The 16,420-nt window shown below is 61.9% G+C and carries 12 protein-coding genes; 5 read left to right on the top strand and 7 right to left on the bottom strand.

The genetic code is table 11. The features are described from left to right. Window positions 1-61 precede the first annotated feature (61 nt). Window positions 62-1,237: an enolase C-terminal domain-like protein gene (locus tag SMD27_RS16980; protein WP_320509615.1), complete on the top strand. Its 1,176-nt coding sequence runs from the start codon at window positions 62-64 to the stop codon at window positions 1,235-1,237. A gap of 8 nt (window positions 1,238-1,245) precedes the next feature. Here the strand turns inward: SMD27_RS16980 and SMD27_RS16975 are convergent, their stop codons facing one another. The 3 genes from SMD27_RS16975 to SMD27_RS16965 form a co-directional block, all read right to left on the bottom strand. Beyond that, on the bottom strand, window positions 1,246-3,798 hold the full coding sequence (locus tag SMD27_RS16975) for a bifunctional diguanylate cyclase/phosphodiesterase (protein ID WP_320509614.1): 2,553 nt from the start codon (window positions 3,796-3,798) through the stop codon (window positions 1,246-1,248). 237 nt (window positions 3,799-4,035) lie between these two features. Beyond that, complete coding sequence (locus SMD27_RS16970; RefSeq protein WP_320509613.1) at window positions 4,036-5,475, bottom strand: amidase; 1,440 nt, start codon at window positions 5,473-5,475, stop codon at window positions 4,036-4,038. Between the two features lie 26 nt (window positions 5,476-5,501). Then, window positions 5,502-6,368, bottom strand: coding sequence for an EamA family transporter (locus SMD27_RS16965; RefSeq protein WP_320509612.1), 867 nt, complete (start codon window positions 6,366-6,368; stop codon window positions 5,502-5,504). Between the two features lie 484 nt (window positions 6,369-6,852). Here SMD27_RS16965 and SMD27_RS16960 point away from each other — a divergent pair, with 484 nt between their 5' ends. Next, window positions 6,853-7,095, top strand: a complete 243-nt coding sequence (locus SMD27_RS16960; RefSeq protein ID WP_320509611.1) for a DUF378 domain-containing protein — start codon at window positions 6,853-6,855, stop codon at window positions 7,093-7,095. A 121-nt stretch (window positions 7,096-7,216) separates the two neighbouring features. On the opposite strand, the gene SMD27_RS16955 is transcribed toward SMD27_RS16960, so the two are convergent. The 4 genes from SMD27_RS16955 to SMD27_RS16940 form a co-directional block, all read right to left on the bottom strand. Next, the gene (locus tag SMD27_RS16955) at window positions 7,217-7,660 is read right to left on the bottom strand and encodes a polyketide cyclase (RefSeq protein ID WP_320509610.1); all 444 of its coding nucleotides are present in this window, start codon (window positions 7,658-7,660) and stop codon (window positions 7,217-7,219) included. 103 nt (window positions 7,661-7,763) lie between these two features. Continuing rightward, on the bottom strand, window positions 7,764-8,537 hold the full coding sequence (locus SMD27_RS16950) for a slipin family protein (RefSeq protein ID WP_320509609.1): 774 nt from the start codon (window positions 8,535-8,537) through the stop codon (window positions 7,764-7,766). 35 nt (window positions 8,538-8,572) lie between these two features. After that, window positions 8,573-10,006: an NfeD family protein gene (locus SMD27_RS16945; protein ID WP_320509608.1), complete on the bottom strand. Its 1,434-nt coding sequence runs from the start codon at window positions 10,004-10,006 to the stop codon at window positions 8,573-8,575. A gap of 221 nt (window positions 10,007-10,227) precedes the next feature. Then, a complete protein-coding gene (locus SMD27_RS16940; RefSeq protein ID WP_320509607.1) occupies window positions 10,228-11,670 on the bottom strand; it encodes an APC family permease in 1,443 nt (480 codons plus the stop codon). A gap of 434 nt (window positions 11,671-12,104) precedes the next feature. On the opposite strand from SMD27_RS16940, the gene SMD27_RS16935 reads away from it, so the two are divergent. From SMD27_RS16935 to SMD27_RS16925, 3 genes are all read left to right on the top strand, one after another. Further along, the gene (locus SMD27_RS16935; protein ID WP_320509606.1) at window positions 12,105-12,353 is read left to right on the top strand and encodes a helix-turn-helix transcriptional regulator; all 249 of its coding nucleotides are present in this window, start codon (window positions 12,105-12,107) and stop codon (window positions 12,351-12,353) included. Window positions 12,354-12,581: 228 nt separating this feature from the next. Further along, window positions 12,582-15,398, top strand: coding sequence for a CHC2 zinc finger domain-containing protein (locus tag SMD27_RS16930; RefSeq protein WP_320509605.1), 2,817 nt, complete (start codon window positions 12,582-12,584; stop codon window positions 15,396-15,398). Window positions 15,399-15,572: 174 nt separating this feature from the next. Further along, window positions 15,573-16,406 carry a 2OG-Fe(II) oxygenase gene (locus tag SMD27_RS16925; protein WP_320509604.1) on the top strand — a complete coding sequence of 278 codons (834 nt, stop codon included), beginning with the start codon at window positions 15,573-15,575 and terminating at the stop codon, window positions 16,404-16,406. The last annotated feature ends 14 nt before the right edge of the window (window positions 16,407-16,420 follow it).

Here is a 16,420-nt window from a genome sequence, read left to right as displayed (position 1 = left end):
GCCTCATCACATCTTGCGGCGCGCCTCTAGCCGGAGGCGCCGCAAGACGGCATGATACGCCATGCGCATCGTCGATATCCGAGAACAGGCGATACCGATCTCCCGCTTCGTCGACCCGGTTCTGCCGTCGGGCGGACTGACCACCAGTATCGTCGCCGTCATCACCGATATTCAGCGCGACGGACGGCCCATCATCGGCTATGGCTTCTCGTCCTTCGGACGCTATGGCCAGAGCGGGCTGATCCGCGAACGTTTCGCGCCGCGTCTCGTCGCCAGCACGGTCGATCTCGCCACGCCGGATCATTATCATCTCGATCCCCGGCGCGCCTGGACGGCCATGATGCAAGGTGAAAAACCGGGCGGCCATGGCGAACGCTGCGTTGCCGTCGGCACATTGGACATGGCGATCTGGGATGCGGCGGCCAAGATCGCCGATCTGCCGCTCTATCGTTTTATCGCCGATCGACTGGGCGGCGATCTGCCGGAACAGCTATCGGAAAAACCGCAAGTGCCGGTCTATGCATCGGGCGGCTATCTTTATCCGCTCGGCGATTTGACGCGCCTTGCCGATGAAATGCGCCGCAGCCTCGATCGCGGGCATACCGATTTCAAGATCAAGATTGGCGCCGCCAGCCAGGCCAAGGATTTGCAGCGCATCGACGCAGTGCTGAAACTGCTACCCGGTCCCGGCCATCTCGCGGTCGATGCGATGAACAGCTATGGCCATGAAGACGCCTTGCGGATGGCGAGCGTGCTTGGACCTGTTGGCTTGCGATGGTTCGAAGACCCCTGCGACCCGCTGGATTTCGAAACCCTTTCGCATATCGCCCGGCTATATACCCGACCGATCGGCGCTGGCGAGGCTTTGTTCTCCTTAGCAGAAGCGAAGCTGTTGCATCGGCATGGCGGCTTGCGGCCCGAACACGACCTCCTGCAATTCGATCCGGTCCATTGTTATGGGCTGACGCATTATCTCGATATCGTTGCCACGATGGAGGCTGCCGGCTGGCACCGGAGCACCTTCTTCCCCCATGGCGGCCATCTGTTCGCCATGCATATCGTCGCCGCACTCGGCCTCGGCGGCTGCGAGGACAATCCCTGCAGCTTCCAGCCTTTCGGCGGATTTACCGACGATACCGAAATCGCCATCGGGAAGGCCCGGCTGCCGGACCTGCCCGGCATCGGCTTCGAAGGTCGTGCCGAGCTGATGAAGCTGCTGCGCCGTCTTACCGGCTGAAGAACGGCTTACTCCGCGGCCGGCTTGGGCGCTTCCCGGACCGGCTTATCCGTTGAAACAACGGTGAGCCTCGGCTCAGCCAGCAATTTGCCGACATCGCGAAGCGGCAGCGGCCGGCCGAGCAGGAAGCCCTGCGCCTGGTCGCATTGCTCATTCTGCAGCAAGGCAAGCTGTTCCTGGGTCTCGACGCCTTCCGCCGTCACAGTGATGCGAAGCGAACGGCCCAGCGCGATGACGGCGCGCACGATCGACATCGAATCCGGATTCTTCTCCATTTCCCAGATGAATGAGCGGTCGATCTTGATCTTGTCGAAGGGGAAACGCTGCAGATAGCTCAAACTGGAATAGCCGGTGCCAAAATCGTCGAGCGAGATGCGCACGCCGGCTTCCTTGAAGGTGTTGAGCGTTTCCAAGGTGCGGTCTGTGTCATCGATCAGCACGCCTTCGGTGATTTCCAGCTCAAGCCGATGCGGCGGCAATCCTGTCTCATCGAGGATGGTCAGGACTTCGCGGGCAAGATCGGCATGGCGGAATTGCGCCGGCGAGAGATTGACGGCGATGATCTTGTCATCGGGCCAGGCCGCGGCTTCGGTGCAGGCGGTACGCAGCACCCAGGCGCCCAGCGGAATGATCAGCCCGCTTTCTTCGGCCAATGGAATGAATTCGGCGGGTGAGATGGAACCGCGCTCGGGATGGGTCCAGCGCACCAGTGCCTCGAAACCCAGCACCTTGACCTGATCGCAATCGACCAGCGGCTGGTAATGCACTTCCAATTGGTTGGTGGCCAAAGCCTGGCGCAGATCACGTTCCAGCAGCCGGCGTTCCTGCAGGCGCATATCCATCTGCGCCTCGAAGAAACGGAAGGTACCGCGGCCCGCACTCTTGGCGCGGTAAAGTGCGGTATCGGCGGCGCGCACCAATTCGTCACCCTTGTCGCCGTCGCCCGGGAAAAGCGAGATGCCGATGCTGGTGCCGATGATCGTCTGCTGTCCTCCGAGATCGAAGGGCTTGGCCATGGCCTTGACCAAACGGTCGGCCAGGACGGCCGGACCATCGGGATGATTGACGCCGACCTGGACGATGGCGAATTCGTCGCCGCTGAGCCGCGCCACGGTATCCTCAGCGCGCACGCTGGCGCTCAAGCGGTTCGCCACCTGCCGCAACAATTCGTCGCCGGCCGCATGACCGCTGAGATCGTTGACGTTCTTGAAGCGGTCGAGATCCATGCAGAGGACAGCGACCGTCGTGGCGCCACGCTTGCTGCGGGCAATTGCATGATTGAGGCGGTCGTGAAACAGATTGCGGTTGGGCAAGCCCGTCAGGGCATCGTGATGCGCCATGAAGCGGATGCGTTCTTCCGCCGCCTTGCGCTCGCGGATGTCTCGTACCGCAACCACGCGCGCATCGGTGTTGCCGTGCTGAATTATGCGGCCGAAGACCTCCACCGGAATGATCGTGCCGTCCGCATGGCGCAGCTCGATCTCTATCGCCTTGACCGCGGTCGGAGCTTCTGCCCCGCTCTGATCGCTACGGGCCGGGTCGGTCTTCCGGCCACCGGCGGTCGCGCGGCGTTCGGCAATTACCGAGAGCTGCATTTGCACTTTGGCGGCGCTGGACGGTGCGACGATATCAAGGAAATGCCGGCCGATCAGCCGGTCCGCGGGCAGACCGACCAGGTTGCTCAGCGCATCGTTGACATCGACGATCTTCCCATCGACATGAATGATGATGCCTTCGAAGGTGGAATCGGCGAGCTGCCGGAAACGCGCTTCGCTGGCACGCAGTTTCTGCGCCTCGACCGCGCTGCGATGGGCAAGATGCTGGTCGATGATTGCGCCGGCCAGGCTGAGCGCCAGGATCAGAAATGCGACGGCCGCGACCTGGATCGTCAGTTCCTGCGGGTCAATCGACTGCAACGGCATCGGCACGGTGGGATCCGGCACGATGGACGCGGCCGCCATGGCGGTGAAATGCATGCCGCAGATGCCAAGGGTCAGCAACGTCGCCGCCGTCATGAGGGATCTGAAATCGGATTTGGTATGACCGACTTTGGCCGCCACGCCGCCGAGTGCCATGCCGATCAGCACCGAGGCGATCACCATGTTTTTATCCCAATGCACCCAGCCGAAAACGTTGATCGCTGACATGCCGACATAATGCATCGCCGCGATGCCGAGCCCCACCACGGCGCCACCGATCAGGATATGCCCGCGATAACGCGGGTCGGTCGCATATCTTTCGCTGCCGACCAAAGAGAGCGACAGGCCGAGCCCGGAGATCAGGACCGCGATGACGATCGATGCAACGGTGAGGCCAAAATCATAGGTAACCGGAACGCTGGGCTGGAAGGCCAGCATGGCGATGAAATGGGTCGACCAGACGCCGCTGCCAGTCGCAAGGGCTGCGCCCGAGATCCAACTGATGCGCGCCCGGAAGGATGCTCCGCGTGCGCGCTGCACCAGGCTATAGGCTGTGTAGCTCGCGAGGAGGCAGATCAGCCCGGCCAAGACGACAAGACGCAGGTCGTGTTCTTGCGTCAGGCACTCATATACACGCAGCATGGCGGCATTCCTTCACCGCCAATTCCGCGCGACAGCTTCGCGGCGGACTACCCAGGCGGCATTATCGTCCGGATATGTGCTTCTGAGAGGCCCCCCAGAAAAGCGTCAATATCCACGCCACCCACCTGGGCGGCGCCTTTAAATATTCGTCATTATTTCTTAGCAATTGCTTAATCGGCGCATATATGGGTGTGCGCATGCAGCCGTTTTGCCGGGAATAGAGCCTTTTATGATGCCTCAGCTCCAATAAGGCGGTCGCACGTCTCTCCAGGGCAGATCGGCTTCCAGCGCCGCGGCGAGTTGCAGCAGCTCGGCATCCTGGCCGATCTTGGCGATCAGCTGCATCCCAACCGGCATCCCCGCTTCCGTCTGAAACAGAGGCAAAGAGATCGCCGGCTGGCCGGTGATGTTGAAGAGTTCGGTGAACGGCGCGAAGTAATAAGCGCCCTCCTGCCAGGCATCGTGATCGAACCTGTCCGACCGGCTGTCGATGGCGCCGATCGCCGGCGGCAGGGTGCCGATGGTGGACGTCAGCAGAAGGTCGAAGCTTTCGGAAAAACGCGCCATGGCGACGGTGATGTCATGGGCGCGCTGCCTGGCCCGTAGATAATCCAGCGCCGTCATCTTTGCCGCGACCTGCCGCGAATAGCGGCTGAGCGCCTCCAGTTCCTCGTCGCGCGCCGCGCGGCCGAGCGCCCTCTCCCGCTCCTCGATCTCCAACGCCAAAGGGGGCATCCACAATTTCGCCGCCGCGTCATAGGGATCGACATCGCCGGGCAAGGCCACCGGGATCAGCTCATGTCCCTGGCGGCGCAGGACCTCGACCGTGCGGTGCAGCAAGGCGACGATCTCCGGCATCGCCGTCACGCCGGAGGGCGCGGTGGCGGTATAAGCGATCCGGCGACGAACCGGTTTGCGCCGGATGGCATCGCGGTAGGCTTCCGCCGGTTTCGGAATGTAATAGGCGCCGCCCAGTTCCGGGCCAACCGTGATATCCAGCATCGCCGCCGTATCGCGTACCGACCGGGTCAGCGCGTGATCGCAATTGAGGCCGCCTGCCAGTTCGGGATAAACCGGCCCCGAAGGCGTGAGGCCACGGCTCGGCTTGAAACCCACGAGGCCACAACAGGCGGCGGGCACGCGGATTGATCCGCCGGAATCGGTGCCATGGGCGAGCGGCACCATGCCGCTGGCAACCGCTGCTGCCGCACCACCACTGGAACCGCCCGGCGTCAGATCCGGATTCCAGGGATTACGACAGGGGCCGCGGAAACTCGGCTCGGTGACGAAATCGGCGGCGAATTCCGGGGTGCTGGTCTTGCCGAGAATGATCAAGCCGGCCTGCTTCCAACGCTGCACGATCTCGCTATCCGGGCGCGGTGCCGCTTTGGCGAAGAAGCGCGAGGAAAAGGTCGTCGGCATATCCGCCGTGAAGACATTCATATCCTTCGCCAGGAACGGCACGCCGGCGAAAAGGCCGCTGCCCGCGCCTGCTCTCTTCGCCTCGGCGCGGGCCGCGTCGAAGCGTTCCATGACGACAGCGTTCAGCAGCGGGTTATGGCGCTCAATGATGCGGATGGCGGCATCGACCGCTTCCAGCGGCGTGATCCGTCCTGTCGCGATCTCCTCGGCAAGACCACACCCATCGAAAGCGGCAAAAGCCTGGTCATCCGTCATGATCGCCCCCTTTTTGTTTCAGCACCTTATTTCTCAGCCACCGCGCCGATACTGGCAGCGGTGACGCAGAGGATGCCGGCATATTGCAACAGGGAAAGCTCCTGTCCCAGCAATACCAGGCCGCAAAGCGCACCGATCGCCGGCTCGGCGCTCATCAGCACACCGAAAGCACGGGTCGACATGCGGCGCAGCGCCGTCATCTCCAAGGCATAAGGCAACAGCGGTACCAGCACCGCCAAAGCGGCGACGGCAAGTAGATAAAATGGCGTCACTCCCGCCACCACGCCGCCGATACCGAAAGGCAGGCTGGCGATTGCTGCAACCACAAAGGACATGGCGAGCCCCTGCAGGCCGGAGAAGACCGACCCCACCCGCTTCGAGAGCAGGATATAGCTGGCCCAGCCCGCCGCGGCGCCCAGGGCGAAACCGGCGCCGACCAGGTCCACTGTCCAGCCGGTCCCATTATGCACCAGCATGATGACGCCAAGCCCGGCCAGCACCGGCCAGATCAGATGCCGCGCACGCTTCATGCCGGCTACCGCGACGGCGAGCGGCCCGAGGAAATCGATGGAGGTGGCAAGGCCAAGCGGTATGCGCATCAGGGCTTCGAAATAGCACAGCGACATCGCCGCCATGGCGACGCCCAGCATGATCGCCGCCTTCCACTGCGCCTTGCTGTAGAGATGGAATCTGGGCCGGCTGAGCAGGATGAGGAAAACTGCGGCAAAGCAAAGCCGCAGCCAGGTGGTGCCCGGCGCGCCCAGCACATTCATCACTTCCGTGGACAAGGCCGCACCGGATTGCACGCAGATCATCGCCCCGGCGGCGAGCAGCGGCCCGGTGAGCGGCGAATGGGCGGGTGATGTGGCCGAGCTGGCCGAGGCAGGCGTCATCCCTTCCCTCCGCCGGCCGATCCTGCTGCCAGTGACATCCGCATCTTCCCCTCCGCGCTAGACGGGGCAAGCTATCAGCGGACGCGCCGTAGCTCCAGCCATCCGCGCGGCAGACGGGTCATGTCCTATTTGCTTGGCTGGCGAAGCGGCGGGCGATGGGAACCATCCTGGTGGCCGTCCCCAATCCATCCAGCCCGTGCTCTCCTGGCGACCTCAGGCCGCGAGAAGTACCTGCGGACCCCTTCGGCACAGATATTTTTTAACAAGGCGCGGCGGTCCGACTTTCCCTCCACTCTACAAGGCCCTGCGGTGTTCCGCGGGGTTGGATCCCGGATAGAACCGATAGGGGCTGGAGAAGTTGCAGCGTGGAACGGCACGCGCAGTAACGGACGGCGAATTCGGAAGCGGCTGATCAATGGCATCGAATTCGGGAACCAATATGCGGGCGCGGTGTTGAGGCACGACCTTACAAGAGGAAAAGCAAATGCGCGCGCTCGATATTATTACTCTATTGCTCGTTATTATTGGCGGATTGAATTGGGGGCTGGTCGGCTTGTTCGAATTCGACCTGGTGCGGGCAATATTCGGTGATGGCGCCTCGTACACAGCGACAGAGTCCGGCATATCGCGCGTCATCTACGTGCTGGTGGCGATCGCGGCGATCTATCAGATCACCAATCTCGTGAGAATGCTGTCCAGCAAGGCGCGAATCCGTGAAATCTCCTAGTTCACGCCCGAACAGGCCTTATGGCACTCGTCAACTGATCGTTCGGATTACCGCCTATCCGACCGGCGGGACCGGCGGCGGCTTCCGCTTCAGCTACTGACCGGAGTGAAGGCCGGCGGACTTATTGTTCGCCGGCCTGTTCCAAGACCCGCTTCAATCCCTGCAGGTCGCGTTCCACCCAGTCAGCATCCCCGGCGAATTTTTCGTCGGACATATCGGGTTGGCGGAACAAGGTCAGGCAGACTTCGCTGCCGCCTCCATTCGCGATGACGCGCATCGGCACATAGATGACGGGCCCTTCTTCCGGCAGGACATAATGATCGACCACACCGAGATCGTTCGGTGGCGTGAAACGCACGCGCATCGGACCATGCGGTGTCTGGGCCAGCCAGTCATCGCCCATCGTCTCGATCGAGAAGCATAAGCCGGACGCCCATCTGGGAAAATTCGTCGGGGCGGCGAGAAAGGCATACACGGTCTGCGGATCGCAATCGACCCAGACGGAAAGCGTCCGGCATGGCAAGGCAGCACTCATGTCATCACCGCTTTCGAAATGGAGATTCATCGCTCGCTGAATGGCGGAGCCGCCCAATGACGGAACCGCCGACCGAAGGCCTGTCGCAGCCACTCTACCACATTTTCCGGAAATCCGGCGGTAATGCCCGCCGCTATTGCTGCTCCGGACCGCGCGGGGCTTGCGCGGCCCAGGACTGCATCAGATCGATCGGGAAAGGAAATACGATGGTTGAACTGCGTTCGCCGGCGATATCGAACAAGGTGGCAAGATACCGCAACTGCATCGCTTGAGGCAGCGGCGCCAGAATGCGCGCAGCATCGAGCAGTTTTTGCGCCGCCTGCTGCTCGCCTTCGGCATTGATGATCTTGGCGCGGCGGGTACGCTCCGCCTCTGCTTGACGGGCGATCGCGCGGATCATGCTGTCATCGAGATCGATGCGCTTGATCTCGACATTCGAGACCTTGATACCCCAGGCATCCGTCTGCTTATCCAGCACGTCCTGAATGTCGACATTCAGCCGGTCCCGCTCGGCCAGCATCTCATCAAGCTCGTGCTTGCCCAGCACCGAGCGTAACGTCGTCTGTGCGAGTTGGCTGGTCGCCTCCATGTAGTTCTTGGCCTGGATGATCGCCCGCTCTGCATCGACCACTCGGAAATAGATCACGGCATTCACCTTGACCGAGACATTATCCCGGGAGATCACGTCCTGGGGCGGCACATCATCGACCACGATGCGCAGATCCACGCGCACCATCTGCTGCACGAAAGGGACCATCAGCACAAGACCCGGCCCTTTGGTGCCAGTATAGCGACCGAGTGTGAACATGACGCCCCGCTCATATTCGCGCAGGATCCGGACGGCCGAACTGAAGATGCCCAAAGCGAGAATGGCGATGAGGGCAATGCTGACGACCGTGGTGAGCATGGTTCCGCCTCCGTGGCTGCGTATCCGGTTGCCTGTCAGATCGGCTCGACAGTAAGGATGAGGCCCTCCCGGCCGATCACCCTGATACGCGTACCGGGCTGCAACGGATGGCGCGCATAGGCCTGCCAGATCTCGCCCTTCACGCGAACCCGGCCGCGCTCGCCCTGCCATGCCACCGTCTCGCCTTCGCCGCCGATCAGGGCTTCCCTGCCGGTAACGATTGGCCGTCGTCGCGAGCGCAACAGCATGGCGACTATCAGGAGGAAGAAGCCCGCCGTTACGACCGTGGCTGCCACGACCACCGATAGTGAAAGGCCGAAACCGGTGGCGCTGGAGCGGAACATGAGGAGCGAGCCTACCGCGAAAGCGATGACGCCACCGATGCCGATCACCCCGACAGAGCCGATAAATGCTTCCGCGATCATCAGGGCGATACCCAGCAGCACGAGGCCGGCGCCGGCATAGTCGACCGGCAAGAGATTGAGGGCGAAGACAGCAAGCAAGAGGCTGATCCCGCCAATGACGCCGGGCGCCACCGTGCCCGGATTAGCGAATTCGAAGAAGAGCCCATAGACGCCGATCAGCAGCAGAATATAGGCGATATTGGGATTGGCGATGATGGTCAGCAATTGCGTACGCCAATCTGGCGCGAGGTCCACCACCTGAAGCTCCGCGGTGGCCAGGCGCCGGGGCTTGCCGCCAATCGTCACCGTCCTGCCATCGATCTGATGGAGCAGGTCCGGAACATCATCGGCGATGATGTCGATGACGTGCAACCTGAGGGCTTCGGATGCAGGCAGGCTGACCGACGCCCGCACTGCCTTTGCCGCCCATTCGGCGTTACGGCCATTGAGATCGGCGAGGCTGCGGATATAGGCCTCCGCATCATTGATCATCTTGCGGGATTCTGTATCCATTGGTTCAGCAGGAGATGGCTCCGTGGTGTTGGGCGCGACGTTAGCCGGTTCAGTTTTAGGCTTGCCTGTTGATTTGCTGTCGGCGGCACCTTGCTGCGCTTGACCGTCCTTGTCAGGCGATGGCTGGCTCGACGGGCCCGGCTGCGCACCGGGCGACAAGGGAGAAGCACCGATCTGTATCGGCGTGGCGGCTCCCAAATTGGTGCCCGGAGCCATGGCAGCGATAGTCCCCGCATAAGTGATGTAGGTGCCGGCACTTGCTGCGCGCGCGCCGCCAGGTGCGACATAGGTGACGATCGGCACCGGTGCGGCGAGCATGGCCCGGATGATCTCTCGCATGGACGTATCGAGACCGCCCGGCGTATCCATGCGCAGGATAACAAGCTCAGTATCTTCGGGCTTTATGGCCGCGAGCTCCCGCAGGACATAGTCGGCGATCCCGGGGCCGATGATGCCGTCAAGCTCAAGCACCACGGCTCTTCGCGGCGCAGCGATCGAGACCGAGGTGGCCAAGATGGCAAGGGTGCCGAGGACGAGTGCAAGCCCTCCCAACCAATGTCTGCCTCGACCGGTTGCGCTGCGAACGTGTTGGGAGAGACCGGACTGCATGGCCCGCCTTTCTGCGCAGGGCCCGCCGCATTCGCAAAGGCTCAGGGTTTGGACCGCTGCTGATGCGCCCTGCCTGTTCAGCCTGTCAGGCGCTGTTAGGCAGGAGCCGAGTGCGGCAGCCTGCATCGCGCCTGAACGCGGACCAGGATCAAGCGGCACGCCGTCTAGCCGTGTGCCCCTGCAGGCGGAAGCGGCGGCGGCATTTCGCGCAGCCTGACGGACTGGTGGTCCTGGGCGACCCGGCGATAGATATAGAGCAGCACTGAAATCAACAACACACCGACGCCGATCAGCAAATCGCGAAAAGTGCCGTAACCGGTAATATCCGGGTTAGTCACACCAAAGATGATGAAAACCAGGTTCGCCACAGCCAGCAGGGCCGCGATCGGAATCCAGATATTATTGGCGCGGATTGGGCGCGGCCAATCCGGACGATCCTTGCGCAGAAGCAAGAACCCTGTCAGCGCAAAGAAGTGAGCCAGGATATAGCCGAGATTCCCTGCCACCAGGATTCCCAGCGTATTGCCGACAAAAAACACCAGCAGCAGGTTGACGATCATATCAACCGTCATCGCCCGGCTCGGCACGCGGTACTTGTTCAATTGGTAGAGCTCTTTGATCGTCATGTCATCGCGCGCGATACCGTATAAAGCGCGCGAGCCATCGGCCGTCGCGGTATTCATCGACAGGACCAAGCTTGCCGCGAGAAGGAAAACCATCAATCCCGAGGCGCCGCCCACGATCTGCGTGAAAGCCGGGACGTAGAAAGCAACCGGGTCCTTCACCGCTGCCTGTTCGCCGATGGTCCCAGTGATGCCCAGCGGCAATAAGGCATAAACGACAAGCGAAAACAGCGCCGCGCTTTTGAGGGCGCGATTCGTATCATTCACTGTGTCCTTATATTCCGGCGCGAAGGCCGCACAGGCTTCAACGCCATATGATGACCAGCCCATGACATACAGCCAGACAAGCGCCAGCTTCAGGGTGATATGGTTGTCGCCCATGCCAAAATGTAAGTTGGCCGCTTGCCACTGCCCCGTTACGAACGGCCCAATGATGAAGACGGCCAGCGGAATCAACAGCAGCACACCCGTGACATATCCGAACCAGACGGCAGGCCGGATGCCGAAGATGTTGAACGCCCAAACCAACAGGATCAGACCGGCTGCGATGAAATGCGGCAGCCCGACATCAATCGCACCGTCAAAGAATGTCCATGTCTGGCCAGGAAACCACTGGGACTGAACAAGGGTCCCGACGACGATCCCGAAGATCGACAGCACGGTAGACCACGCGAACCAGTAGCCAAAGGTGGCGACCACGCCAATCAAGGAAAAATACCGGCGCCAGCCTTCGTGGGCATAGAGCGCAATGCCACCGGGCTTGTCGGGAAACATCGACGCCATCTCGGCATAGATCCAGTTGGACCCCACACCGATCAACATCGAAATTGACCACAACAGGGCAGCACCCCATCCGCCCAGCGCACCGATGGAATAGCCCAACGACCCGATCAGGAAACCGGGATTGGCCAGCGCCACGACGAAACCGTCATACCACCGGATCCCTTTGAACAACTCGACTTTCTCAGGAACCGCCTGCGCCATGATGACATCCTCCCGTCACTCTCCGGCTCAGAAGGATCTGGCCGAGATTTTTCGGATGGCCGGCAACCAAGTACGATAAATTGTAACACAGAATCCGATGCAGCGGATGGCCAACAAGGCGGCATAGGCGCCAGCGCCGCGAAGCCGTGCGATCGGGTAAAAGACGCCATTCGCCTCGCCCAGCTCCCCGTCTCCGCCTTCGGCACCAAGACCGCGCAGGGCTCGGAGACGGTAATCCTATCACGCGGTGCAGCCGATCCTCGACGGGCTACCGGCAAGTATCCTTGTTGTCAGAAACCAGGGAGCCTGGTTCCAGATCGCTTTGATGTTGATTTTATATCATCGGAAAGTGTATGTTGTTATTTAAACAATAATGGCCGCTTTCCCTGAGGCCATCTTCCCCTGAAAAACCGCCGCTAACGGAGGTTAAGGATATGTCACGCCTGGACTATTGTAAATTTAGCAACGAAGACCTGGAAAAAGCCGGCGCCTCCAGCCGGGAATATCGCCGCCGGCACGGCCTCAGCCGGGCGCAGCTTGCGACCCTGCTGGATACCCAGACCCAGCGCATCACCGATCTGGAAAAGGGCCGCGATCCCGGCTCCGCCCGGCTGGTCGCAGCGATCCAGGATCTGCTGCGCGACAACAGCGAGCCGGAAGAACTGGATTTCGAGGAAGCCTGACGCCCTCACCCGACCCTCTCCCCTGAGGGGCGAGGGAGCGCTGTTGCCGATAACGGAGGTCGCATTTTTGTGGGACAGCAGGTTCGGCCTTGTTCTCCCTCGCCTCGGCGTGCCGACGCATCTCGGCTTCCGCCTCCGGGCGGGGGGAGGCCGGGGTGAGGGCTCGCGGTCGACGCGATCGCTGTCTCAACTTCCAGCAAGTTACTCAACCGTGGATCGCAATCGGGTATGACCTTCGATCTCGACACAATCCGCCGCACCAATCCGCTGTCGGCTACCATTGGCGGGCGCATCGCCTTGACGCGCAATGGCGGCGAATGGCTCGGCCTGTGCCCGTTCCATCAGGAAAAGACGCCCTCCTTCACGGTGAATGAGGCCAAGGGCTTCTATCACTGCTTCGGCTGCGGCGCCCATGGCGATGTGATCAGCTTCATTGCCGATTATCACAGCCTCGATTTCCGCGCGGCCTGTCGCCTGCTCGGCGGCGAGAGTGAGGACAGCGCCGCAACACCGCATCAGTCACAGGGGCGCGAACCGGTCGCGACGACGCCCGATCCCTATGCCGATCTCACCGCCGCCGATTCCGGCACGCGAGAGATCGCCGCCGGACAGGCGGTGCGCTGCTGGAATCCGAAACGGCCCGACCGGCCTTGGGTCACTTATCGGCCAAGTTTAGTCTTTCCCTATCGCGATAAAGACGGCGGTCTGATCGGCTATGTATTGCGCATCGATCTTGCCGATGGCCGCAAGATCACGCCGCAGATCCGCCATGCCCGCCTGCCCGACGGCACCCACGCCTGGACCCATTGGGCCTTCGACAGACCCCGTGCGCTCTACAATTTGCCGGAACTGGCGGCGCATCCTGGGCACCAGGTGCTGGTGGTGGAAGGCGAGAAAGCCGCTGAAGCGGCACGGCGGCTCTTTGCCGGCTTGCCGCTGGCGGTGACCTGCTGGCCCGGCGGCGGCAAGGCCGCGCGCCATGCCGATTGGTCGGTACTGCAGGGCCGAAGCGTTGTCTTGTGGGGCGATGCCGACCAGCCGGGCGAAGAGGCGATGCTCGGCTGGCACGACCGGCAAGAGCTTTGGCATGACGGTGTCGCGCAGCTTTGCCATATGGCCGGGGCGAAGACCATACGCTTCATTCCCTGGGATCACGACAAGCCGGCCGGCTGGGATGCCGCCGATGCCGAATGCGGCGGCATGATGGCGGATGAGCTGCTCGCCTGGCTGTCAGCGCGGGTGCGGAACTGGCAGGCACCGATGCCAGCACCGGCGACGACGATGCCGCAGGAGGAGGCAGCACCCTATGCGGCCGATGCGGAGATTCCCCTGCCACCTTATGACGGGCCGGAGATCCCGCTGCACGAACACGCATCGGACCGCAGCGCAGATGCACCGCCTTTCCGCATCCTCGGCTTCAACAAGGGCCTCTATTACTATTATCCCCGCGCCTCGCAGCAAGTCGTGGCGCTGAGCGCTGCCGCCCATAGCAAGGCGCATCTCCTGACCCTCGCCCCGCTCGCTTACTGGGCACAGCATCATCCCGGCCGCAACGGCTTCGATCTCGATGCGGCAGCGGATGCGCTCATCAATGCGGCGCACCGCGTCGGGCTCTTCACCGCGGACCGGCTGCGCGGTCGCGGCGCCTGGCGCGACAATTATGAAGACGGACGCGCACGCATCGTCGTGCATACCGGCCCGGTCGCCTATATCGACGGCAGGGCTTACGACCCTGCCGTCGTCACCGGCGAATATGTCTATGAAGCCTCGCCTGCCCTCACGCTGAAGCCATCGGAACCGGCCGGCACGGCGGAGGCCAACCGGCTGGTGCAGATCTGCAAGCGGCTCTGCTGGGAGAACAGCTTGAGCGGCGATCTTCTCGCCGGCTGGTGCGTCATCGCCCTCATCTGTGGCGTACTCGCCTGGCGGCCGCATATCTGGATCACCGGCCCGGCCCAGGCCGGCAAATCGACCGTGCTGAAAGACATCATCGGCCGTGTCGTCGGCTTCTTCGCCTTATACATGGATGGCAAGACCACCGAAGCCGGCATCCGCCAATTGCTCGGCTCGGATGCGCGGCCGGTCATCCTCGACGAAGCGGAAAGCGAGGATCAAGCGGCCGCCCAGCGCATGCAGCAGATCCTCGACCTGGCACGGGTCAGTTCCAGCGGCGGCACCGTTGTGAAAGGTTCGACCGCCGGCAAGCCCATCACCTATACCCTGCGCGCCTGTTTCTGCTTTTCCTCGATCAACACGGCGGTCTCGCATTACGCCGATGAAACGCGCATCAGCAAGCTGGTCCTGCGCAAGAACGACGCACCGGAAGCCGACAAGCATTACCGGCAATTGACCGACGATATCGACAGCTGGTTCACCCCGGATTACGCCGCGCCCATGCTCGCCCGCTCCATCGCCCATATCGAGGTGCTGCTGAAGAATGCCGAGACCTTCAAGACCGCCGCCGCGCGCATCCTGCATTCACGCCGCGCCGCCGATCAGATCGGCACCATGCTGGCGGGGCTTTATCTCTGCTACAGCACCAAGGCAATCAGCGTCGAGGATGCCGAGGCCTGGATCAAGGAGCGCGACTGGCACGACCATACGGCACTGGGTGCCGTCGGCGATGAGACCCGCTTGCTGGAACGCCTCGCCACCCGCCGCCTGCGCGTGCCGACCGCCGCCGGCATTCGCGAGGTGACGGTGGGCCAGGCGATCATGGCGGTGCATGGCAATCCGGACTCATATGGCGACTGGGCCGCCGAACTGGGCGCCAACGGCTTCCGTCTCGATGGCGATCATGTGCTGATCGCCAATAATGCCAGCCCGCTGAAGAAATTGCTGGAGGGCACGCCCTGGGCCGCCGACTGGCTTCGTCCCCTGCGCATGCTCCCCGGCGCCGAAGCCGCCCCCAATACCTATTTCAGCCCAGGTCTGCGCAGCCGCGCGACGAGGCTGCCGGTAAAGTTGCTGGGGATGGAGAATGAAAGCGAAGCGGTGAAAGGGGCCGACCCGGCATCGGCCAGTCGCAGTGCAATATCAGCGTAACAGAGCGGACCTTCCGGCCACTCGATGTCCATGCTCCCGGTGTCAATGCGGGCTGACGCAATCCGCGGGCAAGAAAGGCAACCGGCTTATCGGATACTTTCGGAGATGATAGAATTCGGTGTTATCGCGCATGATTATTAGCGGGGCAGTCAGAGGTATCGGAGGGGAATCCTAGTGGGTACTGTCGAAAGTCTTCTCGGGAACATAACGAACGAAGAGGTCGCTAAAGAACCATTCCCACACTTAACGCGCTGCGGCGCTATTTCCCCTGAATATTACGCCCAGCTCGAAAGGTCATTTCCTTCCAACACCGTTGTTTGCGGTGATCGGGTTCCTTCTCACGGCAATGTCGCTGTTCGAATGTCGAGCGCCGCTGTCTTTGCCTCGCGGCAAATTTCTCGCGAATGGAAGGATTTTTTTCAGTACCACATTTCAGAGGATTACTGGCGCGACCTGGTGCGGGTTTTTGGCCAAGCCATCCGAAGCATCTATCCGAGATTGGAGGAACGCCTGGGACGGCCGCTCGAAGACTTCCGTGTCGGCGTACGTGGCAATTCCGGCCCGGCAGACGTGAAACTGGAATGCCAGTTCGTGGTCAATCCGCCCGGAATGATGATGGAAGCGATCAAGACGCCCCACGTCGATAAGCGGCAGACCCTGATTGCCGGTCTCTTTTATCTAAGGGATCATGAAGACGATACGGAGGGGGGTCACCTGGAGCTTTACCGGTGGAACAGATCGCCACGTTTCCTGCCATATCGAATGATATTAGCGAAGGATGTCACCCACTGCGCGACGAGCCATTATTCAGCCAACCAGTTTGTCTGTTTTGTGAATTCGCCATCTTCGGTTCATGGCGTGTCGCCAAGGCATCCTGGCTCGCTGTCACGCAGATACATCAATCTGGTCGCAGAAGTGCCACATCACCTTTTCCGTTTGCCCCTCATCTCTTTGCCCGCAGCGGTCGGTAACTGGAACGCGATCCGCGAGATCCGCCGGTCGAAGTAGGAGCTCCATCCTTG

The sequence above is a fragment of the Dongia soli genome (assembly GCF_034044715.1).
In the GTDB taxonomy this organism is placed as follows: Bacteria; Pseudomonadota; Alphaproteobacteria; order Dongiales; family Dongiaceae; genus Dongia_B; species Dongia_B soli.
Note: the sequence above shows the minus strand (reverse complement) of the source record. Positions and strands in the feature narration are given on the sequence as shown.

Coding starts and splice junctions, on each gene's coding strand:
- SMD27_RS16955 (WP_320509610.1), bottom strand. CDS start 7,660: ATGAATCTCCATTTCGAAAGCGGTGATGACATGAGTGCTGCCTTGCCA.
- SMD27_RS16930 (WP_320509605.1), top strand. CDS start 12,582: ATGACCTTCGATCTCGACACAATCCGCCGCACCAATCCGCTGTCGGCT.
- SMD27_RS16940 (WP_320509607.1), bottom strand. CDS start 11,670: ATGGCGCAGGCGGTTCCTGAGAAAGTCGAGTTGTTCAAAGGGATCCGG.
- SMD27_RS16960 (WP_320509611.1), top strand. CDS start 6,853: ATGCGCGCGCTCGATATTATTACTCTATTGCTCGTTATTATTGGCGGA.
- SMD27_RS16980 (WP_320509615.1), top strand. CDS start 62: ATGCGCATCGTCGATATCCGAGAACAGGCGATACCGATCTCCCGCTTC.
- SMD27_RS16950 (WP_320509609.1), bottom strand. CDS start 8,537: ATGCTCACCACGGTCGTCAGCATTGCCCTCATCGCCATTCTCGCTTTG.
- SMD27_RS16975 (WP_320509614.1), bottom strand. CDS start 3,798: ATGCTGCGTGTATATGAGTGCCTGACGCAAGAACACGACCTGCGTCTT.
- SMD27_RS16935 (WP_320509606.1), top strand. CDS start 12,105: ATGTCACGCCTGGACTATTGTAAATTTAGCAACGAAGACCTGGAAAAA.
- SMD27_RS16965 (WP_320509612.1), bottom strand. CDS start 6,368: ATGACGCCTGCCTCGGCCAGCTCGGCCACATCACCCGCCCATTCGCCG.
- SMD27_RS16970 (WP_320509613.1), bottom strand. CDS start 5,475: ATGACGGATGACCAGGCTTTTGCCGCTTTCGATGGGTGTGGTCTTGCC.